The 17,701-nt window shown below is 63.5% G+C and carries 15 protein-coding genes, 1 tRNA gene and 1 pseudogene; 11 read left to right on the top strand and 6 right to left on the bottom strand.

Features of this window, described 5'->3' with window-relative positions; translation table 11 throughout:
* Positions 1-28 precede the first annotated feature (28 nt).
* Positions 29-586, bottom strand: coding sequence for an isopentenyl-diphosphate Delta-isomerase (gene idi / locus E3O11_RS04905; RefSeq protein ID WP_233195327.1), 558 nt, complete (start codon positions 584-586; stop codon positions 29-31).
* A gap of 98 nt (positions 587-684) precedes the next feature.
* Here idi and E3O11_RS04900 point away from each other — a divergent pair, with 98 nt between their 5' ends.
* Together E3O11_RS04900 and E3O11_RS04895 are read left to right on the top strand one after the other, a co-directional pair.
* On the top strand, positions 685-2,028 hold the full coding sequence (locus tag E3O11_RS04900; protein ID WP_241994643.1) for an MFS transporter: 1,344 nt from the start codon (positions 685-687) through the stop codon (positions 2,026-2,028).
* A 560-nt stretch (positions 2,029-2,588) separates the two neighbouring features.
* Positions 2,589-3,785: pseudogene (locus E3O11_RS04895) on the top strand (IS4 family transposase); the annotation flags it as partial.
* 330 nt (positions 3,786-4,115) lie between these two features.
* Here E3O11_RS04895 and E3O11_RS04890 read toward each other — a convergent pair.
* A complete protein-coding gene (locus E3O11_RS04890; RefSeq protein ID WP_255411851.1) occupies positions 4,116-4,838 on the bottom strand; it encodes a phosphocholine cytidylyltransferase family protein in 723 nt (240 codons plus the stop codon).
* Positions 4,839-5,674: 836 nt separating this feature from the next.
* Here E3O11_RS04890 and E3O11_RS04885 point away from each other — a divergent pair.
* The 3 genes from E3O11_RS04885 to E3O11_RS04875 all read left to right on the top strand — a co-directional run bounded on the left by E3O11_RS04885 (position 5,675) and on the right by E3O11_RS04875 (position 8,540).
* On the top strand, positions 5,675-6,643 hold the full coding sequence (locus tag E3O11_RS04885; protein WP_166787489.1) for an ATP-binding cassette domain-containing protein: 969 nt from the start codon (positions 5,675-5,677) through the stop codon (positions 6,641-6,643).
* Positions 6,619-8,193, top strand: coding sequence for a hypothetical protein (locus E3O11_RS04880; protein WP_092449387.1), 1,575 nt, complete (start codon positions 6,619-6,621; stop codon positions 8,191-8,193). Before E3O11_RS04885 ends, E3O11_RS04880 begins: the two co-directional genes overlap by 25 nt.
* A gap of 62 nt (positions 8,194-8,255) precedes the next feature.
* Positions 8,256-8,540 carry a DUF3039 domain-containing protein gene (locus E3O11_RS04875; protein WP_092449385.1) on the top strand — a complete coding sequence of 95 codons (285 nt, stop codon included), beginning with the start codon at positions 8,256-8,258 and terminating at the stop codon, positions 8,538-8,540.
* A gap of 18 nt (positions 8,541-8,558) precedes the next feature.
* Here E3O11_RS04875 and E3O11_RS04870 read toward each other — a convergent pair whose 3' ends face one another.
* The gene (locus E3O11_RS04870; RefSeq protein ID WP_233195346.1) at positions 8,559-9,830 is read right to left on the bottom strand and encodes a nicotinate phosphoribosyltransferase; all 1,272 of its coding nucleotides are present in this window, start codon (positions 9,828-9,830) and stop codon (positions 8,559-8,561) included.
* A 147-nt stretch (positions 9,831-9,977) separates the two neighbouring features.
* Between E3O11_RS04870 and murI the strand changes: the two genes are divergently transcribed.
* Genes murI through E3O11_RS04850 form a run of 4 tightly spaced genes read left to right on the top strand, consistent with a single transcriptional unit; the run spans position 9,978 to position 13,141 of the window.
* On the top strand, positions 9,978-10,835 hold the full coding sequence (murI, locus tag E3O11_RS04865) for a glutamate racemase (RefSeq protein WP_092449383.1): 858 nt from the start codon (positions 9,978-9,980) through the stop codon (positions 10,833-10,835).
* A gap of 9 nt (positions 10,836-10,844) precedes the next feature.
* The gene (gene rph, locus E3O11_RS04860; protein WP_092449381.1) at positions 10,845-11,579 is read left to right on the top strand and encodes a ribonuclease PH; all 735 of its coding nucleotides are present in this window, start codon (positions 10,845-10,847) and stop codon (positions 11,577-11,579) included.
* 3 nt (positions 11,580-11,582) lie between these two features.
* The gene (gene rdgB, locus E3O11_RS04855) at positions 11,583-12,173 is read left to right on the top strand and encodes an RdgB/HAM1 family non-canonical purine NTP pyrophosphatase (protein ID WP_092449379.1); all 591 of its coding nucleotides are present in this window, start codon (positions 11,583-11,585) and stop codon (positions 12,171-12,173) included.
* 59 nt (positions 12,174-12,232) lie between these two features.
* Entirely contained in the window at positions 12,233-13,141 is a 909-nt protein-coding gene (locus E3O11_RS04850) for a cation diffusion facilitator family transporter (protein WP_092449377.1), read from the top strand.
* Between the two features lie 33 nt (positions 13,142-13,174).
* Here E3O11_RS04850 and E3O11_RS04845 read toward each other — a convergent pair whose 3' ends face one another.
* From E3O11_RS04845 to E3O11_RS04835, 3 genes are all read right to left on the bottom strand, one after another.
* Positions 13,175-13,912 (bottom strand): DedA family protein, encoded by a 738-nt coding sequence (locus E3O11_RS04845; RefSeq protein WP_092449375.1) that lies wholly within the window; start codon positions 13,910-13,912, stop codon positions 13,175-13,177.
* 136 nt (positions 13,913-14,048) lie between these two features.
* Positions 14,049-14,130, bottom strand: a tRNA-Leu gene (locus E3O11_RS04840).
* A 15-nt stretch (positions 14,131-14,145) separates the two neighbouring features.
* Positions 14,146-15,099, bottom strand: a complete 954-nt coding sequence (locus tag E3O11_RS04835) for a LysR family transcriptional regulator (protein WP_198415547.1) — start codon at positions 15,097-15,099, stop codon at positions 14,146-14,148.
* Positions 15,100-15,258: 159 nt separating this feature from the next.
* On the opposite strand from E3O11_RS04835, the gene E3O11_RS04830 reads away from it, so the two are divergent.
* Both E3O11_RS04830 and E3O11_RS04825 read left to right on the top strand, forming a co-directional pair.
* Positions 15,259-16,665 (top strand): MFS transporter, encoded by a 1,407-nt coding sequence (locus tag E3O11_RS04830; RefSeq protein WP_092449371.1) that lies wholly within the window; start codon positions 15,259-15,261, stop codon positions 16,663-16,665.
* 163 nt (positions 16,666-16,828) lie between these two features.
* Positions 16,829-17,593 carry a 3-hydroxybutyrate dehydrogenase gene (locus E3O11_RS04825; protein WP_092449456.1) on the top strand — a complete coding sequence of 255 codons (765 nt, stop codon included), beginning with the start codon at positions 16,829-16,831 and terminating at the stop codon, positions 17,591-17,593.
* Positions 17,594-17,701: the final 108 nt, after the last annotated feature.

The raw sequence follows: 17,701 nt of genomic DNA, 5'->3' as shown, positions 1-17,701 counted from the left end.
GGTGCAGCCGAGTTCGGGCGGGAGTGATCTAGCCCTGGGGGAAGAGGAGGGGGAGTTGCAGCGTCAGCCAGGGGCTGAACGCCCACGGGGTGATGCGTACCGCCGTCACGAGGTCGTCGCGCGGCACCCACCGCCATTCCATTACTTCGTCGGCACGTGGCACGACCGTCGAGTGCGTGATCGCCGTGAAGACCGGGCATATTTCGTTCTCCACGATTCCGGAGGCGTCGATCGCCCGGTAGCGAAAATCGGGCAGCACCAGGGTGAGTTCGGTCAGGGCGATACCGAGTTCATGGCCCGCTCGGCGCCTGGCCGCATCAGCCAGGGTTTCGCTCGGTGCGGGGTGACCACAGAAGGAGTTGGTCCACACGCCGGGCCAGGCCTTTTTGGTCAGCGCCCGCCGGGTGACCAGGATACGCCCGTTCTCATCGAAGACGTGGCACGAAAAAGCCAGGTGCAGGGCGGTGTTATCGTCGTGCACGAGTGCCTTGTCGGCCGTGCCGATCGGTGTTCCATCGTCGGCCACCAGCACCACGGTCTCGATCTCAAGAATGTCGAGGTCTTTGGTCAAGCTGTTCTGCCCCACGTTTGTCCATCCTCTCAAGGTCTGTCCTTCAAATCTACGCCAGTGACGCGCGTAAAATTGGGGTTGATCGTTCAGTGTCGAATTGAAATGGAAAGTCTGTGGCCAAAGTTCCGCCCGCAACCCGCACCGCCCGATTGGATGCCCTGCCGTTTACCTGGGAGCATCGACGCCTTCTGGTCGGGTCCGGCCTGGGCTGGGCGTTGGACGCCATGGATGTGGGGCTCATCTCCTTCGTGCTGGCCCAATTGGCGGTGCAGTGGAACACGAACGGCATGGAATTGTCCTGGATCGCTTCCGCCGGTTTCGTCGGCATGGCCGTTGGCGCTGTTCTCGGTGGACTCTTGGCCGATCGCATCGGACGCCGCCAGGTATTTGCGCTGACCCTCCTCGTTTACGGCGTGGCGACGGGGGCATCCGCTCTTTCCGGATCGGTGGCCGTGCTGATCGCCTGGCGCTTCGTTGTGGGGCTCGGTCTCGGCGCTGAGCTTCCGGTCGCCTCGACCCTCGTTAGCGAGTTTGCGCCGCCGCGAATTCGCGGTCGGATCATCGTGTTGCTGGAATCGTTCTGGGCGATTGGCTGGACCCTCGCGGCAGTGATCGGATATCTCGTGGTGCCGTCGTCGGAGAACGGATGGCGCTGGGCCCTGGCCGTCGGCGCGGCCCCGGCCCTCTACGCCATGTTCGTGCGGTTGCGGCTTCCGGAATCGGTCCGTTTTCTTGAATCGCGTGGGAGGTTTGTACAGGCAGAGTCGACCGTTCGCCGCTTCGAACTCTCGGCCGGAGTCACGGTCCCACCCCCAGCATTGGACCCGGCCGATCGGGCCGGAGCCGAACGAAAGGTTTCCGCAGGAGGCTTCACCGCGCTGTGGTCGCCGGGACTGCGTGGCCGCACGGCCGCCCTCTGGTTGGTCTGGTTCTGCGTCAATTTTTCCTATTACGGTGCCTTCATCTGGTTGCCTACCGTGCTGGTCGCCTCAGGCTTCTCACTCGTGCGTTCCTTCGCGTATACGCTGATCATCACCGTGGCGCAGCTTCCGGGCTATGCCGCTTCGGCGTATCTAATCGAACGGTGGGGCCGACGTAGCACCCTCGCTGTGTTCCTGGTCGGTTCGGCCAGTTCGGCTGCTCTGTTTGGCCTCGCAACGAATGCCAGCCAGGTGATTGCAGCGGGCATGCTGCTCTCGTTCTTCAACCTGGGAGCGTGGGGTGCGCTCTACGCGGTGACGCCGGAGGTCTATCCCACTCGCATTCGGGCCACTGGCTCCGGGTGGGCGGCAGGCAGTGGTCGCATTGCCGCGATCGTCGCACCGCTGGCGGTGCCCCTCCTGCGCGATACCGGCGGAACCGGGCTGCTCTTCGCGGTTTTCGCGGGGTTCTTCGTGGTCGCCGCGCTCGGCACCATAGGACTCCCGGAGAAACGGGGCCTGGCTTTGGATGATTGATATCTTTCGGCCAGTGATGGTTCTGGTGTTGTGCGTGTTTCGGTTTGTCCTCCTGCCGTGCAGCATCAGAGTGAATCCCGTTTGGGGGGTGGTGATGGGGGTAGCGGTCGCCAGAGCGATGGGAACAAACTAAGCCCAACGGTCCCGTAAAATGTTGCAAACTTCAGATTCGGCGGGGCAGGGCCGGACGAAGGAGTTCATTCCATGAGAATAACGTGCCCGTATTGCCATTCTGAGGCCAGACTGAGACCGAATCCGGCTCCAGCTAACGGGGTCACTTCACCCCGATACGAACTCGAGTGCAGCGGTTGTAACGCCACTTCAGTCCGGCCCAACCCGGAACGGCGGCAACCTCGCTGCTCAGCGGACGGGACCTTTATCCCGGAATCGCTGGCTCGTGCTTCGGCGGGATAATTTACTTCAGGCCCAGGCGCCACACGGGGCATTCTCTCTGGTCAGGACTCGCGCCGTGCCTTCCATGAGCGTTGGCCTGCCGTGGATCTGTGGCCTAATCCCAATGCTGTGCACTTAGTATCAAAATTTTAACTTTCTGGCATGGCATGGCGCGAATTGGATGGGTAACTCCGGTAGGTCCGGAGCGGTTGAGTGATCATGTTTCTTTGGGCGTGTTGACGCGGGTCTTCCCGCCCGATGTGGTTGATGCCGTGATCGAGCGGACGGGTGCTTTCTAGCAGCGGAATCGGCTGTTGCCGTCCCGACTGATGGTCTACTACGTGATGGCCTTGGCCCTGTTTTCCGCTCGCTCGTATGAGGAAGTCATGCGGTCGTTGTTGGCTGGGATGGAATGGGTCACGGGGCGATTTCGCGAATGGACTTTGCCGTCCAGAGCAGCGATTTTTCAAGCACGGACTCGGTTGGGCTCGACGATGATGGTCGAGTTGTTCGCCCAGGTCGCTAAACCCTTCGGAGTTTCGGGCGGTGGCGGATTTTCCCGAAAGTGGCCGTTAGTTAGTGTCGACGGGACGACCCTGGATTTGGCGGATGTCCCAGCTATTGAGCGTGCCTATGGCCGTCCGGGGACAAAGACGGAATTCAAGAGCGCATTCCCGCAGACACGGGTGCTGGGCCTGGTCGAAGGCGGCACCCATGCGGTAATTTCTGCGGTGGTCTCCGGGTATCACACCGCTGAACATGACCTGTATCCGGCGCTGCTGGCAGATCTGAAAAAGGACATGCTGCTGTCGGCCGACCGCGGGTTCTATTCGTACTCGGCCTGGAAGGACAGCGTCGCCACGGGCGCTGACCTGCTTTGGCTGATGAAAGCCAACAACCTGCTGCCCGTGCTGAAGGAACTCGCGGACGGGTCCTACCTCTCGACCCTGTACCCCAGCAGCAAGGACCGGCGCAACAACACCGCGGGGATCCCGGTGCGTGTCATCGAATATGACGTCACCACCGGCGAGGATGTCAGCACGTTTCGCCTGATCACCAACATATTGGACCCGGTGGCCGCCGATGCGGACGACCTGGCCAGCGCCTACGCCAAGCGGTGGGAAATCGAGTCCTGTTTCGACGAACTCAAAACCCACCAACTCGGACCCGGACTCGTTCTGCGATCCAAAACACCCGACGGGGTACTGCAGGAAATCTATGGATTCCTGTGCGTGCACTACGCGATCAGATCCCTCATTGGCACCGTTGCTCAACACTTCGAGGAAGACCCGTTGCGCTTCTCCTTCACAGGCACCCTCCGGGCCGCGCGGCGATCCCTTGCCGCGCGCCCGGCTTTTTCCCCCTCAGCGATTGGCTGGAGCCTTCACCAACTTCTGCCAGGAAATCATCCACGAGCTCCTGCCCTTACGACGTCACCGCGTCGTCCCACGTGCCGTCAAACGCAAAATGTCCAAATGGCCAGTCAGGAAAATACTCAAACCAAGAACTTAAGTGAACAGCATTGGGCCTAAATCCCCCGATTGATGAATCTTGGCCGGCGCGCACGCTCCGGCCACCCGCCTCAGGTCGCGGTTTCGTTCGCCTCAACTGAGGCGCAGCGACTCGCGTTGCGGCACGACGGAAAAACCCAGCGCCTCGGCATGGGGTTTTTCCGTCGTGCCGTTCGGTGTCGGTTAGACGAACAAGTTCGCGCGCTCGAGGTCTTCGGCGAAATCCACCTCGACGGCGTAGAAGTCGGAGATGTTCACCGGCTCCACCAGCATGCGGTTCTGCTCGATCGCAAGCTCAATGCCGCGCTCGAAGTAGTCCTGGTCGGCTACCTTGCTCAGTTGGCGGATCAGCGTCGCCTTGTCGGCACTCGACACGTAGTTGATGCCGACGGCTTCGCCGAGTCCGCCCTTGACGGTCTTGGACAACTCCTTGATATAGCCCTCGGCGCTCGTCGTGTACTTGACCTCTTCATCGGACACCTTGTCGGTGTTCACGGTGACGAAGGACTGGTCGCGGGCCATCATGGCGGCCGCGCGGTCGAGAATGGCCGGGTCGAAGACGACATCACCGTTCATCCAGAGCACGCCGCCCGACTTCGACGCCTGCAGGGCACGCAGCAGGCTTTTCGACGTGTTGGTCTGGTCGTATTCTTCGTTGTAAACGAAGGATGCCTGTGGGAACGCTTCGATGATGTGCTCGAGCTTGTAGCCGACGACGATGGTGACCTTGGCGGCATTGCCGAAGGCGTGGGCGATGTTGTCGAACTGCTGCTGCATGATGGTGCGGCCATCGTTAAGTTCGGTGAGCGGCTTCGGCAGAGAGCGTCCGAGGCGGCTGCCCATGCCGGCGGCCAGAATAACGACCTGCGTCTTGACCGACTGCGTCTTACCTGCCTGTGTCGTCACGATTATCTCCTCAAGAATGGTTGGGGCTACGCCTGAAACCCCACTCGCTTGCGAAGAGTTTGCTTAGGATTCACCTACATGTTCACGTAAAGACACACCGTTATGTCAACCTCACCATAACCCGTCGGGTCGTTCCGCGGGCAGAAACGGCGCAGCACGTGTCCATTTCGTGACCCGGCATGGAGCGTACTCACAGGTTGAAATGGCTGTCAAGCGGCCTTCCGCGCCCTCAGGTCGGTGGTCCTTGGTAGGTTAGCTGAGTGACTTTTGTGCCGCTTAACTCCGAACCTGACGACGAATCTGTCACTTCCGCTGAATCGAAAGCGCCTAACGCCGTGGAACAAAAGATCGTGGAACTCAACGCCGCGGGTCCGGCGGCAATTGAGTCAGCTCTCGTTGAACCAGCCACGCTGGAACCTCCCGTTCTGAAGCCCGCTGCGCGTAAACCTGCCGTGCGTAAACCTGCTGCGCGTAAACCAGCTGTACGCAAGCCAGCCGCTGGGGCATCGGCTGCGGCCACGGCTAAGAAATCGACCGCGCCTGAACCGAACGCATCAACCTCCTCTGACACAACGGCCACACCGGCCAAGCCGGCCGCACGCAAGCCGGCTGCACGCAAACCGACCGTGCGCAAGCCGGCGGTTCGAAAGGCATCCATCCCCGCGTCAACGACCGCTCCGGCACCATCCGCGGCCACGACGTCGTCGCTCGCCAACAGAGCGACCGACGAAACGACTCGTCCCTATGCGACGCGTGATGCGCTCCAGGACCGGCTCCGCACCGCTGCGCCCACAGACCCGGCCGCGCCGGATCCCCAGACCGAGGTTCTAGCCGAGCTGGAGCCACAGACCGAGGTTCCGGCCGAGCTAGAGCTACCTACCGAGGTTCCAGCCGAGCTAGAGCCACAGACCGAGGCTCAATCCGAGATTCAAACGGCGCCCCAGTCAGCGCCCAAAACGGCACCCAGAACGGCCCCGAAGGCCGGACCGAAGGCGAGCCTGAAGGCACAACCGAAGTCCGTGCTCGCATCCGTGGCCAAGCCGGCCCCGATTGTGATCGAGGCCCGTGGCCTGATCAAACGCTTCGGACAGACCATCGCGGTTTCCGACCTCAACCTGACTGTTCGTGCCGGGTCATTCTATGGCATCGTCGGACCGAACGGTGCCGGCAAGACCACGACACTGTCCATGATCACCGGGCTGCTTCGGCCGGCAGCCGGAACCGTCACCGTGCACGGAATCGACGTCTGGAAGCGACCCAACGACGCCAAGCGCGTCATCGGGGTGCTGCCCGATCGGCTTCGGCTGTTCGATCGGCTGACCGGGGCGCAGCTGCTTTATTACGCTGGCACGCTCCGCGGGCTCGACAACGACACTGTGCGTACCCGGTCGGCGGATTTGGCCGCGGCGTTCGGCCTCGAGGACGCACTCAACCGGCTGGTCGCCGACTACTCCGCCGGCATGACCAAGAAGATCGCCCTGGCCTGTGCCATGATCCATTCCCCCCGCGTACTCGTGCTCGATGAACCCTTCGAGTCGGTCGACCCGGTTTCCGCGGTCAACGTCACCGAAATTCTGCAGAAGTATGTTGCTGCCGGCGGCACCGTCGTGCTGTCCAGCCACGGTATGGATCTGATTCAGCGGGTCTGCGATCACGTCGCGATCATCGTGCAGGGGCGGGTCCTGGCTGCCGGCACCGTTGACGAGGTGCGTGGTCAGAAGACGCTCGAAGACCGGTTCGTTGAACTCGCCGGTGGGCGCAAGGTGGCGGAGGGCATGGAATGGTTGCACAATTTTTCGGATTGAAACTCCGGCTGCTCGCTAACCTATTTCGCCGGAGTCCCTGGCAGGTCGTCGGCCTGCTCGTCGGCCTGCTCTACGGGCTCGGCGTTGCCATCACTTTTCTCGTCGCCCTGATCTCCCTGCGATTCGTCGGTGACCCGGTTCTGATTCGTGATTCGCTCATCGTGGCCGGATCGGTGGTGGTGCTGGGCTTTCTGCTCATCCCGATCGTCGCCGGAATCGACGACAGCATGGACCCACGCAAGTTCGCCTTCCTGGGCATTCCGAATCGTTCCCTGTCGCTGGGCCTGGCAGGGTCGGCTCTCATCGGTGTTCCGGCCGTCACGCTGAGCATTGTTCTGCTCGGCACAGTGTTTACCTGGTCGCGTGGCGTGGGCCAGACGCTGCTCGCGCTCGTCTCAGCCGGACTCATCCTGGCCACCTGCATTCTGTTGTCGCGAGTGAGCGCATCCCTTGCAGCATTTCTGCTCTCCACCCGGCGTTCGCGAGAATTCACCGGCCTCATCGGAGTCGTCGTGCTGGTCATGATTTCCCCGGTGGTCGTGGTGCTGATCAGCACGGACTGGGCCCGGCACGGCCGTACCCTGCTCGGCACGCTCGCCTCAATTCTGGGCTGGACGCCGCTCGGTGCAGCCTGGGCAGTGCCCGGGGACGCCTCCACCGGTGCCTGGGGCCCGGCCATTCTCAAGCTCGTGATCGCTGCAGCGTCGGTCTACACCCTGTGGTTGATCTGGCAGCTGGTCGTGGCGCGTATGCTCGTGTCGCCTGGTCGCGAAGCGGCAGCGAAGCAGTATTCTGGGCTGGGCTGGTTCGACCGCATGCCGCACAACGCCGTCGGCGCCATCGCGGCGCGCACCTTCACTTACTGGGCCCGTGACTCGCGCTACTGGGTATCGCTCATCATGATCCCGATCGTTCCGATTATCGCGGTCCTGCCACTCATTATCGCCGGTGTGCCCTTGCACTACCTCGCCTTGGTCCCGGTTCCGCTCATGTGCGTCTTCCTCGGCTGGACTATGCACAACGACGTCGCCTACGACAGCACGGCCATCTGGCTGCACGTTGCCTCCGGTACGCGCGGGGTAGCCGACCGCATCGGTCGGCTCGTTCCCGCATTGGTCATGGCCATCCCCGTTATCGGCATGGGGTCGGCCATCAGTATCTGGTTCTACGGAGACTGGACGGTGCTGCCATCCATGCTGGGAGTGAGCACCTGCATCCTTCTGGCCGGTCTGGGTTTTTCGAGCTACACCTCGACGAGGTTTCCGTACCCGGTCACGAAACCCGGCGACAGCCCGTTTGCGCAGCCGCAGGCCTCCGACACGGCAGCGGCTCTGGTGCAATCGTTGACCTTCACCGGCTCGATCGTTCTCGCGCTGCCCGCGCTCCTGTTCGCGTACCTGGGAATTACCGAGGATCCGGTCTGGCATCTGCGTAGCCTGGGAGCTGGAATCGGGCTCGGTCTGCTCGCCGTGATCGTCGGAATCTGGCTCGGCTCGCGCACCTTCGAACGACGTGGACCCGAGATGCTCGCCTCCGCGCAGCGCGCCTGATCACCACCTACCTGATCACCCCGTGCCAGCCCAGCCGGCCCGAGATTGCTTAGACTGGTGCCATGACTGAATTTCGCGCGAGCATTGCAGAACCCGGCCAGCCCGGCGGCGGAACGTCCACCCTCGACCGTGAGCTTGAAGAACTCATCAAGCAGGAGCAGCTTGAACCGGGCGACCACGAACGGTTTTCGCACTACGTCCCGAAAGACAAAATCATGGAGTCGGCCATTTCCGGCAAGCCGGTCAAGGCGCTGTGCGGCAAGAAGTGGTTGCCGGGGCGCGACCCGGAGAAGTTTCCGGTCTGCCCGACCTGCAAGGCCATCTACGAAAAGATGAAGGCCAAGTAGCAGGTAGTCCGGCCGCAGCTAGCGGTACGAGGTCGGAATAACAGCCTCGCCGCGCCCGAGCCGAAACGCTTCAATCGGCAATTCCTGCATAACGGATGCATTATGCGCGCGAGCGCGCAGGGTCCCGGCAGATCCCAGGTAGCGATTGTCGACAGTGCCGCCTTCGATGAGGGGCACGAGGAGTGTTCGTTCCAGTCCGCTGCGGGAATCGAACTGGGCAGCGGGCCCATGGTCGAGCACGACGATTTCTTCCTGCGCGATACCGGCGCCATCCACTCGGCGCAGTGCGCTCTTGCGTCCACCGATGGAGAGTTTCGCGGTTGAGGTCTTGGCAACGGAAATCCAGTCATCGCCGTGTCCCTTGTGTGCGACGAGCTTGTAGACCAGGCCGGCGGCCGGCTCGCCAGAACCGGTGACCACCGAGGTACCGACGCCAAAGGCGTCGACCGGGCTGGCCGACAAGGCAGCGATGGCGAACTCGTCGAGATCGCTCGTGACCGTGATCTTCGTGTTGACCGCGCCGAGCGCGTCAAGCTGGGCGCGCGCGGCGGCCACGACGGTGGGTAGATCCCCGGAGTCGATGCGGATTGAACCGAGGTCGGGGCCAGCGACCTTGACCGCCCGGGCGATGCCGGCGGGCACGTCGTAGGTGTCCACGAGCAGCGTCGTAGCCGCACCGAAGGCATCCACTTGCGCCTGGAATGCTTCTTCTTCGCTGTCGTGCAGCAAAATAAATGAGTGCGCGGCGGTGCCCATCGTTGGCAGGCCCCACTGGCGGCCGGCTTCGAGGTTGCTGGTCGAGGCGAAGCCGGCGATGAATGCGGCGCGGGCGGCAGCGACCGCCGAATGCTCATTGGTGCGGCGTGAGCCCATTTCGGCGATCGGGCGGCCGAGGCTGACCGAGACCATGCGCGCGGCCGCGCTCGCGACCGCGATGTCGTAGTTGAGCACGCTCAAAATGAGTGTCTCCAGAATGACGCCCTCGGCGAAGGTGCTTTCCACCAGCAGAAGCGGCGACCCGGGAAAGTAGGCTTCCCCTTCCTGATAGCCCCAGATGTTGCCGCTGAAGGAGTAATTGGCGAGATAGTCGAGGGTGGGCGTGCGCACGACCCCGTTCTGCTCCAGCCAGGTCAGTTCTTCGGTTTCGAAGCGAAACTGCCGAATCAGGTCCAGCAGTCGGCCGGTGCCGGCGACGATGCCATAGCGGCGGCCCGCCGGCAGGCGCCGGGCGAAGGCCTCGAACATGCACTCGCGATCGGCGGTCCCACTTTGGATTGCGGCGTCGACCATCGTGAGTTCGTAGCGGTCGGTTCGCAGTGCCGGTGAGTGCAGTGCCGGCGTGCGGGCGGCCGGGTCGCCATCTGCGGGAACGGGGAAAGTGGGGGACGGGGTCACCCGGCACAGCTTATCCGCTCGGTCGGGCTAGGCTTGATCTTCGTGACGGATGCGCCGATTGGTATTTTCGATTCCGGAGTGGGCGGCCTGACCGTCGCCCGGGCGATCAAGGACCAGTTACCGAACGAATCCATCCTTTATATCGGCGATACGGCGCACTCGCCCTACGGCTCGAAGAAGATCGCCGATGTGCGCGGTTTCGCACTCGACGTGCTCGATGACCTCGTCGCCCAGGACGTGAAACTGCTCGTCATTGCCTGCAACACGGCGTCGGCGGCCATGCTGCGCGATGCCCGCGAACGCTACAGCGTTCCGGTGATTGAAGTCATCCAGCCCGCAGTTCGGCGTGCGGTCGTGACCACGCGTAACCAGCGGGTCGGGGTGATCGGAACGGTCGGCACCGTCAACTCCCGCGCCTACAACGATGCCTTTGCTGCGGCGCCCCAAATCTCCCTGTTCAGCCAGGCTTGTCCCCGTTTTGTGGAGTTCGTCGAGGCCGGTGTCACGACCGGCGCCGAGCTGCTCGCCGTCGCCGAGGAATACCTCGCACCGCTGCGCGCGGCCGAGGTCGACACCCTGGTGCTCGGCTGTACCCACTATCCGTTCCTGCGCGGCGCGATCTCATATGTCATGGGGGAGGGCGTGACTCTGGTCTCCAGCGACACCGAAACCGCCAACGACGTCTACCGGGTGCTGGTCAGCCAGGGGCTCGAACGTGGCCGCAAGAGTCCGCCGACCTATCGCTACGAGGCCACCGGTGACAGCGCCGAGGATTTTCTGGCCCTCGCTCATCGCCTGATCGGCCCCGAAATCAACCGGGTCGAACTGATCGAAACCGGCGCGATCAATCTGAGCGCACTCGCATCGCCACCCTTTTCCGTCTTGAACCCGAACCACTAGGAGTACACCGTGACCGAAACCCTGCGCGCCGACGGGCGCACCAACGACGAACTGCGCCAGATCACGATCGAGCGCGGCTGGAGCGACCAGGCCGAAGGATCGGCACTGATCTCCTACGGGCGCACCAAGGTGCTCTGCACGGCATCGTTCACCAATGGCGTTCCGCGCTGGATGAGCGGCAAGGGCAAGGGCTGGGTCACTGCCGAATACTCGATGCTGCCCCGCTCGACCAACAGCCGCATGGACCGCGAATCGGTTAAGGGCAAGATCGGCGGCCGCACCCACGAGATCAGCCGCTTGATCGGCCGCAGCCTGCGCGCTGTCGTCGATATGAAGGCGCTGGGCGAGAACACCCTGGTGCTCGACTGTGACGTGCTGCAGGCCGACGGCGGCACCCGCACCGCGGCCATCACGGGCGCCTACGTGGCCCTCGCTGACGCGCTTGAGTGGGGTCGCAGCAAGAAGTTCATCTCGCAGAAGGCGCAGCCGCTCATCGACAGCGTCTCGGCCGTGTCAGTTGGCATCATCGGCGGTGTCCCCATGCTCGATCTGGCCTACACCGAAGACGTGCGAGCCGACACCGACATGAACGTGGTCGTGACCGGTCGGGGCAAATTCGTCGAGGTGCAGGGCACCGCCGAGGCGGCACCGTTTGACCGCAGTGAACTGGACACGTTGCTCGATCTGGCGCTGAAGGGCGCCGTCACCCTGACCGAGTTTCAGACCAGCGCGCTGGGGAACTGACACGTGCAGATCGTTCTCGCCACGCACAACGCCCACAAGGTTGAAGAGCTGCGGCGCATCCTGGCCCCACAGCTTCCGGGCGTTGAGGTGCTCGCCTACGACGGCCCCGAGCCGGTCGAAGACGGCGTCAGTTTCACCGAGAACGCCCTGATCAAGGCCCGTGCTGCCGCGGCGCACACCGGGCTGCCGGCCATTGCCGACGATTCCGGCATCTGTGTCGACATTCTCGGCGGAGCGCCCGGCATCTTTTCTGCGCGCTGGTCTGGCCCGGCCAAAGATGCTGGCGAGAATCTGCGCCTGTTGCTCTGGCAGCTCAGCGACGTTCCCGAGCAGCACCGCGACGCGCACTTCACCTGCGTGGCAGCCCTCGCGCTGCCCGACGGCACCGAACGTGCCGTGACCGGCGAATGGCCGGGGCAGCTTCTGTTCGAACCGGCCGGCGAGAATGGATTCGGGTACGACCCGATCTTTCTGCCGGAGGGCTATGCCATCTCGGCCGCCGAACTCTCGGGGCACGTGAAAAACCAGGTTAGCCATCGGGCGATCGCCTTCGAGGGTCTCGTTCCGGTACTGCGCGAGGTGCTCGGCAGCTGATTCACTGCCAACTCGCCGGGCGGCTGGCGAGCAGCCCACCACGGCCCTAACCTTGTGCCATGGGCCACGATCACGCGCACGGCACCGGATCGAATCGGAGGCGTTTGTCGATCGCCATCGGCATCGTGGGTTCCGTTCTGGTGCTCGAGGTACTGGGAGCCTGGCTGACCGGCTCGCTCGCCCTGTTGGCCGACGCCGGGCACATGCTCTCCGACCTGTTCGGGCTCATCGTCGCGTTGACCGCCACCCTGGTCGCGGCAAGGCCAGCCACGGACCGGGCCACCTTCGGCTTTCAGCGCGCTGAGGTATTCGGCGCGCTCATCAATGGTCTGATCCTGCTCGTGGTGGCCGGTATCGTCTCCGTCGCGGCGGTGCTGCGGCTGGTGCGCCCGAGCGACACGGAGGTGCTCGGCACTCCGATGCTCGTCGTTGCGATCATCGGTCTCGCCGCGAACGTGGCGGCTATGGTGCTGCTGCGTCCGGCCGCCGCCGGGTCGATCAACATGCGTGGCGCCTACCTCGAGGTGCTCGGTGACGCTCTCGGGTCGGTAGCTGTGATCGTCGCGGCCATCGTCATCCTCTTGACCGGTTTTGCGGGGGCGGATGCTGTCGCTTCGCTGGTCATCGCCGGAATGATCGTGCCGCGCGCTTACTTCTTGCTGCGGGACGTCGTGCGGGTGTTCAGTCAGTCAACACCGGCCGACACGGACGTGTCCGAGATTCGGCGCCACCTGCTCGGTACCACTGGTGTCGTCGCCGTGCACGACGTGCACGTTTGGGCCATTACGAGCGGCGCGCACGTGTTCACCGCCCACGTCGTCGTCGAACCGACGGTGCTCGCTGCCGGCACGGGCACCCTGCTCGACGAGCTGTCGGGGTGCCTGGCGAAGCATTTCGACGTCGCCCACTCCACCTTTCAGCTGGAACCGTCCGAGCACGCCGAGCACGAAGACCAGCAGCACCGCTGAGCTGATCAGAACCAGTTGATCAGAAGCAGCTGATCAGACCTCGTGCCGGCCGGAGTGGTTCGTCTTGAACGTGTCGGGGTCGAGCAGGTGGCTGCCGGTGGCTTCGCTGGGCCGATCGCGCAGGCGACGGGCCTTCACGACCGACTGCACGTAGTGGTACACCGTCGGGATCAGGGTGATCACGACGGCACCGATTAGGATCAGGTCGATGTAGGCCGTCACGAAGTCAGCGACCGGCGGAATGTAGCCGAGAAAATAGCCTGCAAGGGTCAGCCCGGTTCCCCAGAGCAGGGCACCGATCAGGTTGTACAGGGTGTACTTGCGGTAGTCCATGTGGCCGACACCGGCGGCGACCGGGGCAAAGGTACGCACGATCGGCACAAACCGGGCCACGATGACGGCGACGCCGCCGAAACGCACGAAGAATGCATTGGTGCGGTCGACGTTTTTAATGCTGAACAGGCCGGATTCCTTGCGTTCGAAGACGCGCGGGCCGAACTTATGACCGATGAGGTAGCCGACCTCGCCGCCGAGAAATGCCGCAAAGCCAATGGCCAGTGCGACCCACCAGATGTCGATCTGAATCACGCCGGCTGCGGGGAACGCGAGTAGGCCGGTGATGATCAACAGCGTGTCCCCGGGGAGGAGAAATCCGACGAGCAATCCGGTCTCGGCGAAGACGATGGCACAGACGACGAGCAGCGCCCACGGACCGGCCGATTCGATGATCTGGGTCGGGTCGAGCCAGGGAATCAGTGCGGTGGGATTCATGCAGGGAACTCCAGTTGGCGGCGGGCATTTATCGGGTGAGTGCAGCGGATAACGAGCCCAGAGTATCGCGCAATCGTGGGAAATTGCCCGGCCGCTCCGCCCCGGCATTAGGGGGAGGTGACGCCCGATGACCGTGTGCGGGAGAGGGGACTTGAACCCCCACGCTCGAAAGCACAGGAACCTAAATCCTGCGTGTCTGCCAATTCCACCACTCCCGCCGGTGTGCTCCTAGTCTAGACGGCCAGTTGCGCGGCAGGATCTCGCTGGCCGTCGTGATGACCAAGCAACGCCGCGGCATACGATTCCATCTGGGCACGCAGGGCGCCCACCAGTGCCGCCACGGCGGGCAGCCGCAGCGATTCGGTGCGCAATACCATCCAGTACGGCAGTCGCTCCTGAAAACTTTGCGGCAGCACCCGTACCAGATCAGCGTGCTGATCGGCCATGAAACACGGCAGGAAGCCGATTCCAGCGCCGGCCCTGGTGCCCTCGACATGCACGAAGACGTTCGTCGAGCTGAGCGACTCCCGCATCTGCGGTACCAGCCGCCTGGGCGCGTCGAGATCGTCGACCTGCAGCATCGAATCCACAAAATAGACGAGCGGATGCTGCGTCAGCTCCTCCACCGTCGTCGGAGTGCCGTGTTCGGCCAGGTACGGCCGGGAGGCGTACATACCGAGGTGGTAATAGCCGAGCAGGATCGATTCGGCCCGGTGCACCTGCGGCTCACCGACCACGACCTCGATATCCAGGCCGGAGCGGTGCTGCAGGGCGCGACGTGTCACGGTGACGATTTCAACTCGCAGCAGCGGATGCCGTCGCTGTAGCGCTGCCACGGCCGGGGCGGCGATGTAGGCGCTAAACCCGTCGGTGGCCGACATGCGCACCACTCCGGACAGCTGCGGGGAATCTGTCGCGGAGCTGCGCAGCAGGGTGAGCGCCGATTCGACGCCTTCGGCCGCAGTCAGGGCTCGGTGTCCGAGCTCGGTCAACTCCCAGCCGCCGACAGCGCGGGCCAACAGACGACCGTCGAGCGCCTTCTCCAGAGCGGCGATCCGCCGGGACACCGTGGTGTGGTTGAGGCCCAGGCCCTCGGCGGCGGTCGTGAAACGCCCGGTGCGGGCAACGGCCAGAAAGATCAGCAGATCATCGGGGTGTGGGTCGGTACCAGCCGGTTCAAAGGTCATATCTGCAATTATGCACACGCGCTCTGTCATTTTGACTCTTGTTGCCCGGCCGTCCTGCGGGAATACTCAGTCAGGTCGTGCTTCAGCCAGGCGGCCGAAATCTTCCGCGCACTTCTCACCGCACAGCACGTGTCATTGACGACACAAAGGAGACAGACAATGAGTGTCAATCAACGCGTTGGGGCTGCCGATTCCGGTAAGACCACGCCAACCGCCGGCAGCGAAACTGAAAAGTCCGGCCTCAAGAAGATCGTCGCCGCGTCGATGGTGGGCACGGTCGTGGAATGGTATGAGTTCTTTCTCTATGCCACGGCCGCGAGCCTGGTCTTCGGCACGGTCTTCTTCCCGAACGCCGGCAGTGAGCTGGACGGCATTATCGCCGCCTTCCTCACCTACGCCGTCGGGTTCATTGCGCGGCCTTTGGGCGGCATCGTGTTCGGCCAGATCGGTGACAAACTCGGTCGCAAGCACACCCTGCAGGTGACGATCATCATGGTTGGTGCCGCCACCTTCCTCATGGGCTGCCTGCCCGGCTTCGACACCATCGGCTACTGGGCCCCCGCGCTGCTCGTGGCCCTCCGCTTCATCCAGGGCTTCGCCGTCGGTGGCGAGTGGGGCGGCGCCGTTCTGCTCGTCGCCGAGCACAGCCCGAACGCGTCGCGTGGCTTCTGGTCAAGCTGGCCGCAGGCCGCCGTTCCGGTGGGCAACCTGCTCGCCACCCTCGTGCTGCTGACCATGACCTGGCTCCTTCCGCCCGAGCAGTTCCTCAGCTGGGGCTGGCGTGTGGCGTTCTGGCTCTCCGCGATCATCGTCGTGATCGGCTACTACATTCGCACCCACGTCAGCGAAGCCCCGATCTTTCTTGAGGCCCGTGCCCAGGTTGAGGCCGAGAAGGCCGTCAACTATGGCGTGCTCGAGGTCGTGAAGAAGTACCCCAAGGGAATCCTCGGAGCCATGGGTCTGCGCTTCGCCGAAAACATCCTGTACTACATCATCGTGAGTTTCTCGATCGTCTATTTGAAGACGGTGCACGAGTACGACACGGGCCAGCTGCTGATCGCCCTGCTGATCGCCCACGTCGTGCACTTCATCGTGATTCCGCAGGTCGGCCGCCTTTCGGACCGCCTCGGCCGTAAGCCCGTCTACCTCGCCGGTGCCGTGCTAGGTGCCAGCTGGGCATTCTTCGCCTTCCCCATGTTCGACACGCTGAACCCGGTGCTCATCATTCTCGCCGTCACGGTCGGGCTCTGCTTCCACGCCCTGATGTATGCCGGTCAGCCCGCGATCATGAGCGAAATGTTCCCGACTCGGATGCGCTACTCCGGGGTATCACTCGGCTACCAGGTCACGTCGATTCTGGCCGGGTCGATGGCGCCGATCATTGCCGCCGCGCTGCTGCAGCAGTACAACACGTGGGTTCCCGTCGCGATCTACATCATGATCGCCTGCGCGATCACCGTGGTCGCCGTCGTCACCCTGAAGGAGACCAAGGGGGCATCGCTGCGCGAGGTCGACGCGGTCGATGCCCGCAAGCATGGGCTCGAGCCCGCCTCCTCCGGCAACTGACCGGCTCAACTCATTCGATCGTCTGAGGTGGGGCGCCGTGGGTGCCCCGCCTCAGACCGACCCACCCTGCAGCGATCGCGCAACCAAAAGGAACCAAATGACTGATCTCACCGACGCCGTCAGCGCCAACACCTTCCTTGCCAGCAGCGTCTCCGTTCGAACCCTGAGCCAGCCCCTCGCCGGTCGTCGCGCCTTCGTCACCGGCGGGGCGAGCGGAATCGGCGCGGCCGTCGTTCGAACGCTCGCCGCTCGGGGCGCGCACGTCGTCGTCGCCGACATCGACACAGCGGAGGCGACCGCCCTGGCCGAGGAGGTCGGTGGATCAATCTGGACCGTCAACCTGATGGCCACCGAGGCCCTCACCGATAACGCTCTTGCCACTGCTCTCGACGGCGTCGACATTCTGGTCAATAACGCGGGAATTCAGCGGATCAATCCGATCCAGGACTTCAATCCGGCCGATTTTCACAACATTCTCACGCTTATGCTGGAGGCCCCGTTCCTGTTGATTCGGGCCGTACTGCCGCAGATGTACGCGGCGAACTTTGGGCGCATCATCAACGTGTCCTCGGTGCACGGCATTCGTGCCTCGCCGTTCAAGAGTGCCTATGTCTCGGCCAAGCACGGGCTTGAAGGCCTGTCCAAGGTGACCGCCCTCGAGGGCGGGGCGCACGGAGTGACGAGCAACTGCGTGGCCCCCGGTTACGTGCGCACCCCCCTGGTCGAGAAGCAGATCACCGACCAGGCTCTGGTGCACGGTATTCCGGAGGCCGAGGTGCTCAGCAAGATCATGCTCACCGAGAGCGCGATCAAACGACTGGTTGAACCAGCCGAGGTCGGGTCGCTCGTGGCCTGGCTCGCCTCCGACGATGCTGCCATGGTCACCGGGTCGAGCTACACGATGGACGGCGGCTGGTCAGCGCGCTGACGCTGGGTCGATCGCTGATAATCGCAACGGATGCCCGGCATCCGTTGCGACCATTTTTGGGGCTCGGGGCACCTAAAAACAAGCCCTGTGGATAACTTATACGCAGAA

The sequence above is a fragment of the Cryobacterium levicorallinum genome (genome assembly GCF_004402405.1).
Lineage (GTDB): Bacteria > Actinomycetota > Actinomycetes > Actinomycetales > Microbacteriaceae > Cryobacterium > Cryobacterium levicorallinum.
The sequence above is the reverse complement of the archived record's forward strand: the minus strand, read 5'-3'. Positions and strand labels throughout refer to the sequence as shown.

Coding starts and splice junctions, on each gene's coding strand:
- E3O11_RS04880 (WP_092449387.1), top strand. CDS start 6,619: ATGGTTGCACAATTTTTCGGATTGAAACTCCGGCTGCTCGCTAACCTA.
- E3O11_RS04845 (WP_092449375.1), bottom strand. CDS start 13,912: ATGAATCCCACCGCACTGATTCCCTGGCTCGACCCGACCCAGATCATC.
- E3O11_RS04830 (WP_092449371.1), top strand. CDS start 15,259: ATGAGTGTCAATCAACGCGTTGGGGCTGCCGATTCCGGTAAGACCACG.
- E3O11_RS04870 (WP_233195346.1), bottom strand. CDS start 9,830: ATGGTCGACGCCGCAATCCAAAGTGGGACCGCCGATCGCGAGTGCATG.
- E3O11_RS04850 (WP_092449377.1), top strand. CDS start 12,233: ATGGGCCACGATCACGCGCACGGCACCGGATCGAATCGGAGGCGTTTG.
- E3O11_RS04835 (WP_198415547.1), bottom strand. CDS start 15,099: ATGACCTTTGAACCGGCTGGTACCGACCCACACCCCGATGATCTGCTG.
- E3O11_RS04875 (WP_092449385.1), top strand. CDS start 8,256: ATGACTGAATTTCGCGCGAGCATTGCAGAACCCGGCCAGCCCGGCGGC.